The sequence below is a fragment of the Gordonia soli NBRC 108243 genome, from assembly GCF_000334455.1.
GTDB lineage: Bacteria > Actinomycetota > Actinomycetes > Mycobacteriales > Mycobacteriaceae > Gordonia > Gordonia soli.
Genome location: NZ_BANX01000011.1, coordinates 252,323 through 265,652, shown reverse-complemented (window position 1 = coordinate 265,652; position 13,330 = coordinate 252,323). Strand labels below are relative to the sequence as shown.

At 66.8% G+C, this 13,330-nt stretch carries 12 protein-coding genes; 9 read left to right on the top strand and 3 right to left on the bottom strand.

Features of this window, described 5'->3' with window-relative positions; translation table 11 throughout:
* Nucleotides 1-87: 87 nt before the first annotated feature.
* The 7 genes from GS4_RS08885 to GS4_RS08860 all read left to right on the top strand — a co-directional run bounded on the left by GS4_RS08885 (nt 88) and on the right by GS4_RS08860 (nt 5,497).
* Complete coding sequence (locus GS4_RS08885; RefSeq protein WP_439644617.1) at nt 88-1,116, top strand: amino acid ABC transporter permease; 1,029 nt, start codon at nt 88-90, stop codon at nt 1,114-1,116.
* Nucleotides 1,113-1,922 (top strand): amino acid ABC transporter ATP-binding protein, encoded by an 810-nt coding sequence (locus GS4_RS08880; RefSeq protein ID WP_007619709.1) that lies wholly within the window; start codon nt 1,113-1,115, stop codon nt 1,920-1,922. Before GS4_RS08885 ends, GS4_RS08880 begins: the two co-directional genes overlap by 4 nt.
* A 22-nt stretch (nt 1,923-1,944) precedes the next feature.
* Entirely contained in the window at nt 1,945-2,964 is a 1,020-nt protein-coding gene (locus GS4_RS08875) for an ABC transporter substrate-binding protein (protein ID WP_007619708.1), read from the top strand.
* A gap of 267 nt (nt 2,965-3,231) precedes the next feature.
* The gene (locus tag GS4_RS08870; protein WP_007619707.1) at nt 3,232-3,489 is read left to right on the top strand and encodes a hypothetical protein; all 258 of its coding nucleotides are present in this window, start codon (nt 3,232-3,234) and stop codon (nt 3,487-3,489) included.
* A 1-nt stretch (nt 3,490) separates the two neighbouring features.
* Nucleotides 3,491-4,471 carry a collagen-like triple helix repeat-containing protein gene (locus tag GS4_RS24775; RefSeq protein WP_007619706.1) on the top strand — a complete coding sequence of 327 codons (981 nt, stop codon included), beginning with the start codon at nt 3,491-3,493 and terminating at the stop codon, nt 4,469-4,471.
* A 175-nt stretch (nt 4,472-4,646) separates the two neighbouring features.
* The gene (locus GS4_RS25585) at nt 4,647-4,808 is read left to right on the top strand and encodes a hypothetical protein (RefSeq protein ID WP_007619705.1); all 162 of its coding nucleotides are present in this window, start codon (nt 4,647-4,649) and stop codon (nt 4,806-4,808) included.
* Nucleotides 4,809-4,936: 128 nt separating this feature from the next.
* Entirely contained in the window at nt 4,937-5,497 is a 561-nt protein-coding gene (locus GS4_RS08860) for a DUF3558 family protein (RefSeq protein WP_007619704.1), read from the top strand.
* 84 nt (nt 5,498-5,581) lie between these two features.
* On the opposite strand, the gene GS4_RS08855 is transcribed toward GS4_RS08860, so the two are convergent.
* The 3 genes from GS4_RS08855 to GS4_RS08845 all read right to left on the bottom strand — a co-directional run bounded on the left by GS4_RS08855 (nt 5,582) and on the right by GS4_RS08845 (nt 8,938).
* Nucleotides 5,582-6,451, bottom strand: a complete 870-nt coding sequence (locus GS4_RS08855; protein ID WP_007619703.1) for a 1,4-dihydroxy-2-naphthoate polyprenyltransferase — start codon at nt 6,449-6,451, stop codon at nt 5,582-5,584.
* A gap of 515 nt (nt 6,452-6,966) precedes the next feature.
* A complete protein-coding gene (menE, locus tag GS4_RS08850; protein ID WP_007619702.1) occupies nt 6,967-8,097 on the bottom strand; it encodes an o-succinylbenzoate--CoA ligase in 1,131 nt (376 codons plus the stop codon).
* Between the two features lie 220 nt (nt 8,098-8,317).
* Entirely contained in the window at nt 8,318-8,938 is a 621-nt protein-coding gene (locus GS4_RS08845) for a hypothetical protein (protein WP_007619701.1), read from the bottom strand.
* A 565-nt stretch (nt 8,939-9,503) separates the two neighbouring features.
* On the opposite strand from GS4_RS08845, the gene GS4_RS08840 reads away from it, so the two are divergent.
* The gene (locus GS4_RS08840) at nt 9,504-11,312 is read left to right on the top strand and encodes an ABC transporter ATP-binding protein (RefSeq protein ID WP_007619700.1); all 1,809 of its coding nucleotides are present in this window, start codon (nt 9,504-9,506) and stop codon (nt 11,310-11,312) included.
* A complete protein-coding gene (locus GS4_RS08835) occupies nt 11,305-13,290 on the top strand; it encodes an ABC transporter ATP-binding protein (protein WP_007619695.1) in 1,986 nt (661 codons plus the stop codon). The genes GS4_RS08840 and GS4_RS08835 overlap by 8 nt, the downstream gene beginning before the upstream one ends.
* Nucleotides 13,291-13,330: the final 40 nt, after the last annotated feature.

The window sequence follows — 13,330 nt, the reverse complement described above, 5'->3', positions numbered from 1 at the left end:
GATGTGCACGCAACTCAATAAGTTCCCTGCCCAGTATCTCTTCCGCGATGACCGTCATCGCCGACGCGCACGGGCAGGAGCCGAACCATCACCGGAGTCATCTCGCACACCGATCACGCGGGTGTGACGACGCCGGCGGCAGCGCCGCTGGAGGATTTGCCGATCGTTCGTGCACCGCATTACGGCCGTTGGCTGGGTGTGGCGGTCGTGGTGGTCCTCGTCGCGCAGTTCGTCGTCGGCGCGCTGACCAACCCGCGCTACGACTGGCCGACCTTCGCCCGTTTCTTCTTCAGTACCACCGTGCTCAAGGCCTTGTGGGTCACCGTCCAACTCACCGCGTACGCCGCGGTCCTCGGCTTCGTCGGCGCAGTGATCCTCGCGGTGATGCGGCAGTCACCGAACCCGTTGCTGCGCAGCATCAGCTGGGGCTTCATCTGGCTGTTCCGATCGATTCCGCTGATCGTCCAGGTGCTGCTGTGGGGCTTCCTCGGGGCGCTCTACACCCACCTCGGATTCGGTGTCCCGTTCGGTCCGGTCTTCGGTGAGATTGCGACCAACGACCTGATCGGTCCGATGTCTGCCGCTGTGATCGGATTGTCCATTCACCAGGCCGCCTACAACGCCGAGATCATTCGCGCGGGGTTGCTCTCGGTGGACGAGGGGCAGCGTGAAGCTGCTGCGGCGCTGGGTATCCCGCAGCGCCGACAGTTCACCCGGATCATCTTCCCGCAGGCGATGCGGACCATCGTGCCGCCGGCGACCAACGAGATCATCGGTCTGCTCAAGGGCACATCGGTGGTGTTCATCCTGGCGCTGCCGGACCTGTTCTACCAAGTCCAGGTGATCTACGGCCGCAACGGCCGGATAATCCCGCTGCTGGTGGTGGCCGTCGTCTGGTATGTGATCCTCACCGGTCTGCTGTCGGCGGTCCAGTTCTACGTCGAGCGGTACTTCGCCAAGGGAGCGCATCGCGAGCTGCCGCCGACGCCGCGCCAGAAGTTCCTCACTTGGGTGGCCGACACCCGAGCCATCGCCGGCGACCGACGGTCGCAACGGCACCTGTTGCGACACGGAGTCAGATCACCGCGCCGGGGCCCGGTGGAGGAGTCCCGATGAGCGCGGTACCGGGAGACCCCGTGCAGACCGACCGAGCGGACGCCGGCGATGTCCTGCTCGACGTGCGCAACGTCGTGAAATCCTATGGGGCGAGCACGGTCCTGGACGGTGTCAGCTTGACGGTGCGACGCGGTGAGACCGTCGCGATCATCGGCCCGTCGGGGTCGGGCAAGTCCACGTTGCTGCGCACCATCAATCATCTGCAAGCCCCGACCCACGGGTTCGTGGTGCTCGACGGTGACGTCATCGGATACCGCGTCGGGCCGCGGGCGCTCCGCCAGTTGTCCGAGCGCGAAGTTTTGCGACAGCGCACCCGCATCGGCTTCGTCTTCCAGTCCTTCAACCTGTTCCCGCACCTGACCGCGGTCGAGAACGTGGCCGAGGCGCCGGTGTCGGCGTTGGGCCGGGACAGGGCGGAGTCGACGCGGACGGCGACCGAGCTGTTGACGCGAGTCGGGTTGTCGCACCGGCTCGATGCCTATCCGCGTCAACTCTCGGGCGGTGAGCAGCAACGCGTCGCGATCGCCCGTGCTCTCGCCCTCGAGCCGGAACTGATCCTGTTCGACGAGCCGACGTCCGCACTGGATCCCGAGCTCGTCGACGAAGTGCTCAGCGTCATCATCGATCTCGCCAGAGGGGGGACGACGCTGGTCATCGTCACCCACGAGATCGCCTTCGCACGGCGCGTCGCCGACACGGTCATCTTCATGGACCACGGGAAGATCGTCGAAAGCGGACCGGCCACACAGGTTCTCGACCATCCCACGCACGCCAGGACACAAGAGTTCCTGGCGTTGGTGCGTTGATCCGACGCGGAAAGCAGGAGTCATGAAATCAATCGGTACCCATGGTCGCGGCCGACGGTGGCGATTCGGCACGGCCGCCGCTGTGGCCGCCCTCAGCATCGCGCTCGTGGGCACGGCCTGCTCCACCGACGTCGACGAGACGACTCAAGAGGTCACCAACGTGCAGGGGGAGAAGCTCAACCTCACCGCCGACCAACAGCGGATCGTGCCGGCTAAAGACGAGGCGATCGCCGCCACTGTCCCTCAGGCCATCCGCGACCGTGGAACGCTGCTGATCGGTCAGGGATCCGGAGCGGGCAACCCGCCCTTCACTTTTCCTGCGACCGACGACGATCGGGTGTGGATCGGTGACGAGGTCGACATCGCCACGCTCGTCGCGGGGGTCCTGGGACTGAAGCCGGAGTTCAAGCGGGCGTCCTGGGAGGGACTGTTCCTCGGGATCGACAGTGGAAGCAGTGATGTCGGCTTCTCCAACATCACCGTCACCGAAGATCGCAAAGACATCTACGACTTCGCGACCTACCGCACCGACGTGCTTTCGGTGATCGTGCCTGCCGACTCGACACTGAAGTTCGGCGGCTACGAGGACTTGAGCGGCAAGACCATCGCGGTCAGCTCCGGTACCAACCAGGAGAAGATCCTGGTGGGCTACGCCGACAGACTGAAGGCTGAGGGTAAGCCGTCCATCACGATCAAGAACTACCAGGACATCACCGGCACCTGGTCGGCACTCGCATCGCGGCAGATCGACGGCTACTTCGGCCCGAACCCGATCAACGCCTTCCACGACGCACAGGTCCGCGGCACCCCGCAGGAGACCAAGTTGGTCGGCGAGGTGTCGGGTGCGGGCGAGGACCTCACCGGTCTCATCGCGGCCACCACCAAGAAGGGCAACCCGCTGATCAACCCTGTGCGGGCAGCCATCAACAAGGTGATCCAGTCGGGTGAGTACCAGAAGGTCCTCCAGCGGTGGAATCTCCAGAACGAAGCCGTGAAGACCTCCGAGCTGAATCCGCAAGGACTGCCGCGGACCAGTTCTTGATCGATCGGATCGGGTGACCGATCTCCACACCGAGCGAGCGCAGCGCGTCGGGCCGTGACGGTCGACCGCTGCGTTTCGTCGTCGCGGCATCAATTCGCCATTTCACACGTCTGCTTCCCGCGCGAGATCGGCACGCCTCGAGGGGCCGCCGACGTGGTGCCGTCGGCGGGCCGCTCTCGTGCAGATCTCGAACCAGTCGGCAGGACCGATGGACCAGTCTGTCAAGAATTGTTGACAAGCTGTGGATGTCAACATAACCTGACATCCATGCACGACGACCAGACATCGGAACACGCGAAGGACCTTGCGGGGTCCGCAGCCAGTGACGACCCAGCACGAGGTCTCGCCGCGGTGCGCGCCCTGCGCACCCTGGCCGACCGGCTCGAAGACGTACACGTGGCCAACGCGCGCACCAACGGATGGAGCTGGCAGGCGGTCGCAGATGTCCTGCAGATCAGCCGCCAGGCCGTGCACCAGAAGCACTCGCAACGTGAGGCCCGCCCTGCGGGCCGAGAGGAGAACTGAGATGTTCGATCGATTCGATCGCGAAGACCGCATGCTGCTCGTCTTCGCCACCAACGAGGCCGCCGACCTCGGACACCGACAACTCGGCACCGATCACCTGATCCTCGGCATGCTCTGCAATGCCCGCAGCCCGCTGTTCGGCGTGCTCGGCTCGCAGGGCCTGAATCTGGCGGATGCACGCGACGCCGTGCGCACCTTCCATGAGCAGGACACCGAGGAGCAGGGTGGCGACGGCGCCGACGAGGCGACCGCTCGCGACCGCTACGACGAGGACCGGGAGGCGCTGCGCAGCATCGGCATCGACCTCGATGCGGTTCGCGAGGCGGTCCGGAGCAAGTTCGGCGAGGACCTCTCCGACGGGTGGGCCGATCGCGGTGGAGACCGCGGTCGTTTCCGAGGCGGGGACCCGCGCGGCGATCGGGGCCGCGGACGCGGACGGGGGCACCGGCACGGCCACGGTCACGGCCCCCACCGGGGCCGCGGCGAGGGTGCGTACGGCCCGTTCGGAGCCGAGGGACCCTTCGGTCCACGTGGCCCGTTCGGTCCGGAAGGTCCCTTCGGGCCCGACGGTCCGTTCGGTGCCAACGGAGCCTTCGGGGCACGCGGTGCCTTCGGTGGCCGTGAGCCGGGCGATTGGGGTGGTCCCTTCCCGCGACCCGAGGGAGCCGGACCGGACGCAGAGATGCCAGGACGTCCCTGGGGAGGCCCGTTCGACGGCCCCTGGGAACCCGGCCGCGGCCGTCGTGGCCCGCGCGGACGGGGCAACCGGCCGCGTTTCAGCCGCGACGTCAAGGCCGCCTTCGGTGCGGCGGTGGAGATCGCCCGCGGGCACGAGGATCGGCTGCGGCCGGAATACCTGCTGCTGGGCATCATCGAGTCCGGTGACGCGGCCTCGCGCGCACTCATCGAGTCGGTGACCACCGTGGACGACCTCAAGGCCGCGGTCACCGCGAGCCTGCCGCCGCTCGACACAAAGGCCTGACCCTACGACGAGCAGATCCCGCGCCACCGCCGGTGGCGCGGGATCTGCTGCGCTCATCGGTGTCCCGTGGCCGATCTCACGGGGTGCGCGGGACCGCGGCGGCAGCCGCCATGGTTGGCTGATGGTCAGGTGGCGCGGCAGTGGGGACTCTGCGCCGGGGGAGCCGGGGGGTGTCATGTTTCCGTCACGACAGGAGCGCGACCACGATGATCGCGCCTATCACGACCACGACGACGATCATCGTGGTGAACGCTTCATGCGCGGTCTGCTCATCACGCTGGCGTTGTCGGTGCCGGCGTGGGTGGTGATCGTCGTGCTGCTGGTGGTGCTGTTGTAGCGGTATGGGCTGGTGACGGTCGCCGACACGGCGTGAGTGGGCGGCCGAGACGATGGTTGTCGCGGCCTGCTGCTCACACTGCTGCCGGGACCGAACGGCGGATCACAGCGAAATCGGAGGACACCACGATGGCTTCTCGACGGGCGCGCCGGATGGCGCTCGCTGTGGTGGCCGCTGCGTTCGCGGCGAGCGGCTGCACGACCGATGCAGACCTCGTGCCGTCCACGTCCCGGCCGGCCGCCGATCAGACGGGCGACGAGACCGTGTCCAGCCCGACGTCGATGACCGCCGAGCAGATCTGCGACGTCTTGTCCGAGCAGGACATCGCGCCGCTGACCGTGGAGAAGGTCACGGATGGCCCGGAACCGACCCACGATCTCGGGTTGCCGGGCTGCAAGTGGCCCGTGCAGAACGATTATGGATGGCTCCGGATCGGTGTGTTCGAGCCGTACGACGTGGCCACGATCCTCAAGGTGACAACTGTCCGGGAGTACCCGGTGGGTCGTGGGGTCGGACATCAGCAGTTCGATGCGGACGGGAAACTCAGGTGTTCGGCGCTGGTCCAGACCCCGCGGACACCTCCCGGTTACCTGGTGAGCGTGAAGCTCGACGGCGGACCCGACGACGTCAACCTCTGCGAGGCGGCGGTGCCGCAGACCGACAAGGTCGTGCGGGCGCTGGGCTGGTGATGGTGGCCGGCACGGCGTGAGCGGGCGGCCGAGACGATGGTTGTCGCGGCCTGCTGCTCACACTGCTGGCGGGACCACGATCGATCAGCCCAGGGCGAGTGCCCCTGCAGTCAGCACCGCCCAGGCCAGCATCGCCAGGCCGGTACCGCCGAGGGACGGGATCAGTCCTGGGCCGGTCGCGCCGGCGAGGACCGGGCGCACGGCGATCACGACCAGGGGAGCGGCGAGCAGTCCGAGAAGCACCCATGGGGTCGCCGCCACCAGCACGATCGATACGACGAGCGGCAACACCAGCAGTGTCACGAAGAAGATGCGCGTCCGGCGGTCGCCGAGGCGTACCGCCAGCGTCCGCTTGCCGACCTCGGCGTCGGTGGGGATGTCGCGCAGGTTGTTGACTGTCAGCACGCCCGTGGAGAAGCTGCCGACGGCGACCGCGGCTGCGAGGCCGACCAGGTCGACGCGCTCGGCGAGCACGAACTGGGTGCCCAGCACGGCCACCAGACCGAAGAAGACGAAGACGGCTATCTCGCCGAAGCCGAGGTAGCCATAAGGGTTCCTGCCGCCGGTGTAGAACCAGGCACCGGCGATGCACACGGCCCCGACCACGATCAGCCACCACGCGGTGCTCACCGCCAGGATCAACCCGCAGACGGCGCCGAGTGCCAGAAATCCCAGCGCGGCCGTCCTGACGGCCGAGGGGGTCGCGGCGCCGGAGCCGACCAGTCGCATCGGGCCGACCCGCTCGTCGTCGGTGCCGCGCACGCCGTCGGAGTAGTCGTTGGCGAAGTTCACGCCGATGATGAAGCAGACGGAGACCGCCAGGGCCAGCACGGCCTTCCACCACTCGATGTCACCGAGTCGGAGCGCGGCACCCAGCCCGGCGATCACCGGTGCGACGGCGTTGGGCAACGTGCGCGGACGTGCGCCGGAGATCCACTGCTGTGCGGTAGCCACGTTCAGAATCCTTGCACGCGGGCCCCGACCGACGATCAATGGTCTCCCGCGCATGTACGCATCGGGTATGCCCGCTCGCATATATCACGCCCAAATCGGTCAATTCGCATTTCGATGGAAAAAACTTCGAAATCGATCCGATGTCGGAAAACCGGAGGACTCGACATCTTTTAGAGGTGTCAGGAAGCCGAATTCGGCCTGCGAGATCAAACAAAGGGGTCGCAATCCGATATCTCGTATGTAGACTCGATAACAGTGGTCATCAACCTCAGGTGGCGACTACGAATGCACAAGTCCCCCAACTGCATTGGAGTAATCTCATGGCAGACTCGATTGACCTCGGCGATACCCTCGGCACCATCGGTGGCGCTCTCGGCGACCTACTGGGGCTGGGTGGAGATTCCGGTTCGGCCGACTCGGGTAGCTCCGGCGCTAACTGATAAGTAGCGCTTCGATGAACCGCTCCGCCGTCCCTCGGCGGGGCGGTTCATTGCTGTTCAGTGGTATATAGGAATTCAGTGCTCAATCGTGAGCAGCCGCCGTAATTCGCGGCGATCGACCTTCCCCGGGCCCCGTCGCGGGAGCTCGGACACCTCGATGATCTGACGCGGGGCGGCGTAGCGGTCGAGGCGCTCGATCACCAGGCCACGCAGCCGGGCGGTGTCCACCGCGGTGTCGACGGCCGGGATCACCGCAGCGACGACCTGTTCGCCCAGACGCGCGTCGGGGAGGCCGACGACGGCGCAATCGACGACCGACGGATCGTCGAGCAGCACGGCCTCGACGACCTGGGGCACCACCGTGAGGCCGCCGGTGGTGATCGCCTCGTCGGCGCGTCCGATGATGACCAGTTTTCCATCGGCGTCGAGTCGGCCCAGGTCGTCGGTGCGAAACCAACCCAGGTCGGCGAAGGCCTCGTGATCGGGACGATTGCGATATCCGCGGGCCACCATGGGGCCACCCAGAAGGACCCGGCCGACGCCGTCGGGCGTCGGGTTCGCGATCCGAACCGAGACACCGTCGAGTGGGACGCCGTCATAGACACATCCGCCGGCCGTTTCACTCATGCCGTAGGTGCGCACGATCGGCAGCCCGGCGTCGAGGGCGCGCTCCTGCAGCAACCGCGGCGTCGCGGCGCCACCGATCAGCACCGCGTCGAATCCGGCCACGGAACGGATGGCCGCAGGCGACTCGAGCACCTTGACCAGCTGGGTCGGGACCAGCGAGGTGTACCGCCGGGTGCCCGACAGCCGGTCGGCAGCGGCGACCAGCGCCTCGGGGTCGAACCCGTCACGCAGATCGAGTACCTCGACGTCGGTTCCCGCAGCGGTCGCGCGCAGCAGGACCTGCAGCCCGGCGATGTGGTGTGGTGCCAGCGCGAGCAGCCACGAACCCTCACCGCCCAGGTGTCGGGCGGTGGCGCGCGCGGAGGCCGCGAGTGAGGTCGGGGTGTGCTGTGCCCCCTTGGGGACGCCTGTGGTGCCCGATGTCGCGATGACCAGGCTGATGTCGTCATCGATCGGCTCGCCGACCCCCAGTGCTCGCTCGGCTTCGGTCGTCGACACCGTCTGCCGGGCGTCCTCCACCGGCAGGACTGCCGACTCGCCGTCGAGAATGCGCCGTAGTCGGCCGCGCTGTTCGAGCACGCGCGGGTCGGCGGGGAGCGGCAGCGTGTGAAGCGTCTTCAGAGCGGTACCTCGGTAGTGCGTGGATGGGGTAGTGCGTGGATGGGGCGGGGGAGCGTCTTGTCCGGCGTGCGTCGATCGATCAGCGGGGCGAGAACCGACCGTTCGAGTCTAGGTCGCCGCCTCCGCGTCGAATCGGGTTGTCCGGCCGGCCGATGCTCGGTCGAGCGTCGAAATCCCCTCAGACAGGTGCATCCCGTTGCACGATCCATATGGTCGGACCGTCCGTGAGTGTGAATTCGGCGCGTGTCGGCGCATTCCACCGCCGGAGGTACGTCTGCGCGAGCTCTGGATCGCTGGTCCGGGCCAATACCGCCGATCCATCGGCATCGGCCTCGGCGACCAATGGATCGATCAGTCCGCTCAACAAACCCTTTCGACGACCATGGGGATCGACGGCCGTGAATGCAACCGCAAAGCAACGTTCCGGAGGTGTCCAAACGCGTTCGGACTCCCGCATCTCGTGATATCGCTGCGGAAAACCGGGAATCGATGCGATCATCGTGGCGGCGGCATTGCGACCGTCCTCGTTCAATGGTGTCGCCGGACGGTCCGATGTGGTCCAGAGAACCAATCCGTACAAATGTCCGGCCTCGTCGAACACTCCCCTGGCTCCGCCGGGTATATGCGCGGAGAACATCGTGTCCGCATACCAGGCGATCGCCTCGGTGTTTTCCTTACCGCCGAGTAACCATTGATAAAAGGGCACTTCGGCGATCGTCTGACTCAGTAGCGAAACCGATTCTTCGCGATCGTCGCTGGTCAGATCACGTGCAGTGGGTACTATTTCTGTCGTGTTCACTACTGGGACACCTGTCCCACACGGTCGTACCAATAGTGCCTCTGAGCAGGAGTTATCGACACCTGGCATTCATACCACACGTGCTTGAATGACATTGATGGGACTTACCATCGTTGATGTGGTTCATACATGCTCGAATTTGTGGGGCGATTTGCCTGGTAGTGGCCAAGATTTAGCCGCCCATTAATGCCCCCGGCGAAATTAATTACAACAAAAGGGTCTCAGGTATGTAGACTTCCGGTTGGTAGTTGATCCACTCACTGCAGTGATGAGCTACATGTGTGAACTCAACCCCTCAACGAATGGAGCTATCCATGTCCGACAGCTTGGATCTCGAAGGCGTCATCGGCGAAGTCATCAGCAACCTGATCGAGTCGGGTTCGGCCGAGGGTGACAACTCCGGCAGCACCGGCGGAACCAACCCGCCCGCCTGAGTCGCTTTCAGCGCTCTATCCGAATCACCCCGTCACCATCGTGGTGGCGGGGTGATTTGTATCGTCCTAGACTCCGAGATCATGGCCGATGAGAAAGCACTCGACTTCGACAACGGCAGCGATTCCGGCGAATGAGTGAGCGCCGAGCACCGGCAGCCTCGAACGTCCCCACCGCCACCACGAACTCATTCGGTGTGGACCTACGCGCACTCGGTCGACTCCTCCGGGCGACGATCACCAGGCACAAGTGGTTCGCAGTCGCCTTCGCGCTGTGTCAGATGGCGGCGGTCGGCACCACGCTCGCGCAGCCGACACTGAACGCGACGATCATCGACGACGGCATCCTGCGCCGCGACATCGACACCATCGAGCGTCTCGCTGTGATCATGGTGGCCGTCGCGGTCGGCAACCTGCTGGTGTCGCTCGGGGCGACATACCTCGCCTCTCACATCTCGTCGTCCACCGCGCGGGACCTCCGTGCCCGAGTGCACGGGCACATCGCGACCTTCGGCGACGCGGAGACCGCCCGATTCGGGGTACCGAGCCTGCTGACCAGGTCGACCGGCGACGTGATCAACATCCAGTCGTTCTCGTTCACATTCCTCACCGTCGTCGTCACCGCGCCGTTGATGCTGGTCGGTGCGATCATCCTGTCGCTGTCGCAGGGCTGGCGGCTCGCGCCGGCGATCGCGGCGGCCGGGATCCTCCTGGTGGTCGTGGTGACGCTGCTGGTCCGACGGCTGCTGCCAATCTCGAGCCGCATCCAGCGCTGTCTGGATGCCGTGAACGAGACCGTGCGTGAGCAGATCACCGGCACGGCCATCATCCGGACCTTTCGGCAAGAGGGTGCCGAGATGGCCCGCTTCGACTCGGTGAACACCGAACTCGCCGGGTTGTCGTTGCGGGCCGGTCGTCTGCAGACGGCGATGATGCCGCTGGTCACGGTGATCGCCAACCTCGCGACCGTGGTCGTCGCCGGAGTCGGCGCACTGTTCGTCGACGCCGGGATGCTGCAGGTGGGTCAGATCGTGGCGACCATCGGGTACCTGTTGCACATCCTGGTCGCGGTGTCGGTGCTGTCGATCCTGGCTGCTGTACTGCCCCGCGCGGTGGCCAGTGCGGCCCGGGTCACCGAGGTCCTCGACACCGAGGTGCCGCCGTCGACGAATCCCGCGACGGCCGTCTCGTCCATCAGCCCCGCCCCGCCGTCGATCACCTTCGATGCCGTCACCTTCCGTCATCCGGGTGCAGCGGTGTCGGCGATCGCCGACGTCTCGCTGGTGTGTCGGCGCGGGACCACGACGGGGATCATCGGGGGTACCGGCAGCGGGAAGTCGACGCTGTTGTCGACCCTCGTCCGGCTCGCCGACCCGACGTCGGGTTCGGTGCTGCGCGACGACGTCGACCTCGCGCGGATCGAACCCGCGATGCTCCGGGCGCAGACCGCGTTCGTCTCGCAGGGCACCGCCCTGATCTCCGGCACGATCGCCGACAACCTCCGCATCGGTCGCGAGGACGCCACCGACGACGAGCTCTGGGCGGCCCTGGAGGTCGCCGCGGCAGCCGATTTCGTCCGCGCACGATCCGACGGTCTGTCGGCGAAGGTGGCGCAGGAGGGGCGCAACTTCTCCGGCGGACAACGACAACGACTTGCTCTCGCACGGGCGGTGGTCCGCGCACCGGCGCTCTATGTACTCGACGACCCGTTCAGCGCCCTCGACGTCGACACCGAGCGCACCATCATCGCGCGCCTGGCACATGCGCATCCCGATGCCACGATCGTGGTAGCCGCACAACGGGTCTCGTCGGTACGGCATGCCGAGACCATTGCCGTCATCGACGGCGGCCGCATCACCGACATCGGAGACGACGCGACCCTGTTGGCCCAGTCGGCGATCTATCGGGAGCTGGCCTCGGCCCAGGCGGTGCTCAGTGCCTGAGTCGACGACGAGCCGGCCGGCCACCCCGACACACCAGAGTGCAGCTGCCGCGAAGCCACGCGAGACGGCACCGTCGCGGGAGGGCTCGCTGGTCTGGTTGCTCCGTCAGATCGCCCTGCCGCGTCGCCGACGATTCACCGTCACCGCGTTGGCCACGCTGGGCGTCTGCGGCTCGATCGTCACCCCGCTGATCTACGGCGCGATCACCAACGTGATCGTCGACGGGGCCTCGGGACCGGAACCGATGCCGTGGTCACGGTTGTGGACGCTGGTCGGGGTGCAGGCGACACTGTTCGTCGCGATCTTCGTCTGCAACCTCAGTCAAGGTCTGTTGCTGACCTCGGCCATCGCCCGCGCCGTGTACGGGCTCCGGGCCCGGGTCGAGGCGAAGATCCACCGGTTACCACTGCGCGTGCTCGAATCCGGTTCGCGCGGTGAGTTGATGAGCAAGATCACCGCGCACACCGACAATGCCACCACCGTGGTCGGACCGATTCTGGTGAGCGCGCCGACGAGTGTCCTGACCGTCGTGGTGGTGACGGTGCTCCTGTTCGTGGTCTCGCCCCTGCTTGCCGCAATCGCGCTGATCGCCGCACCGGTGTCGGCGGTGCTCGCGGTGCTGGTCGCGCGCCGCGCGCGCCCCCACCTGGTGACGCAGTGGACGACCACCGCCGTGCTCACCGGGCACATCGAAGAAGAACTCAGCGCGCGCCGGATGGTGTCGGCGTACGGTGCGGAGTCGATCACCGGGCGTCGTTTCGACGAGTTGAACGATCGGCTCTTCGGTTCGGTCCGCTCGGCGCAGTGGGCGTCGGGGACACTGGCGCCGCTGGTGACTGCCGTCAACTCCGCGGTCTTCGTGACCCTCGCCGTCGTCGGCGGCATCCAGGTGATCCACGGTGACCTGAGTCTGGGTGCGGCACAGGCGGTCATCCTGCTGTCGCAGCAGTTGAGCAGCGGCATGCGCGAGCTCGCCGCGTTCTACCCCCGCATCCAGTCGGGGTCGGTGTCGGCGGGCAAGGTGCGGGAGGTCCTCGAGACCCCGGAGGACGACGACCACGGCACGTCGATGAACGGTGGCGACAGGCCAGAGGCCGCGGACATCCAGGCCATGGCGATCGACGGTGCCGTCGGCGGCGTGCAGACCGGGCGCCATCACCGGCCGCCCGAGATCGATTTCGATGCGGTAGATTTCGCCTACGACCCCGAGACGCCGGTGCTGCGTGGCGTCAGCTTCACGATCGGGTCGGGCAGTACGACTGCGATCGTCGGCTCGACGGGGTCGGGCAAGACCACTCTGACCCGGTTGCTGCAGGCGTTCTACCCGACCGACGGCGGTCGGATCCGCATCGACGGCACCGACATCCGGACCCTCGGCCGGGACGCCACCCGGTCGGCGATGGCCGTGGTGACCCAGGAGCCGTGGTTGTTCACCGGGACCGTGCGCGAGAACATCGCCTACGGTGCACCGCCGGATGCCGCCGAGCCCGCAGCGGATGTCACCGGGGCCGACGCCCGGCTCGAGCGGGCGCTCGTCGACGGCCACGTCGGACAGATCATCGCCGCGCTACCGGACGGACTCGACACCGCGGTCGGCCACGATGCCGACAACCTCAGCGCCGGTGAGCGGCAGCTCATCACGGTGACCCGGGCCATGGCTGCGGAACCGTCGATCCTGATCCTGGACGAGGCCACGAGCGCCGCGGACCCGCGCACCGAGTTGCTCATCCAGCAGGCGCTGCACCGACTCCGGAGTCGGACCACCACGTTGCTGATCACACATCGGTTGGCGACTGCTGCGCGAGCCGATCAGATCGTGGTGCTCGAGGACGGACAGGTGGTCGAGGTCGGGACGCACGCCGACCTGCTCGCCGCGGACGGTCTCTATGCCCGGCGATGCCGCGCGGATGTGGTGACGGACGGGGCGGCCGTCGGATCGGCGTCGGGATCAGGGGCGGCATCCGGACCGACCGGCTGATCCGTCACGGTCCGCCCGGTCCGCGCAGTCCGCTCGATCC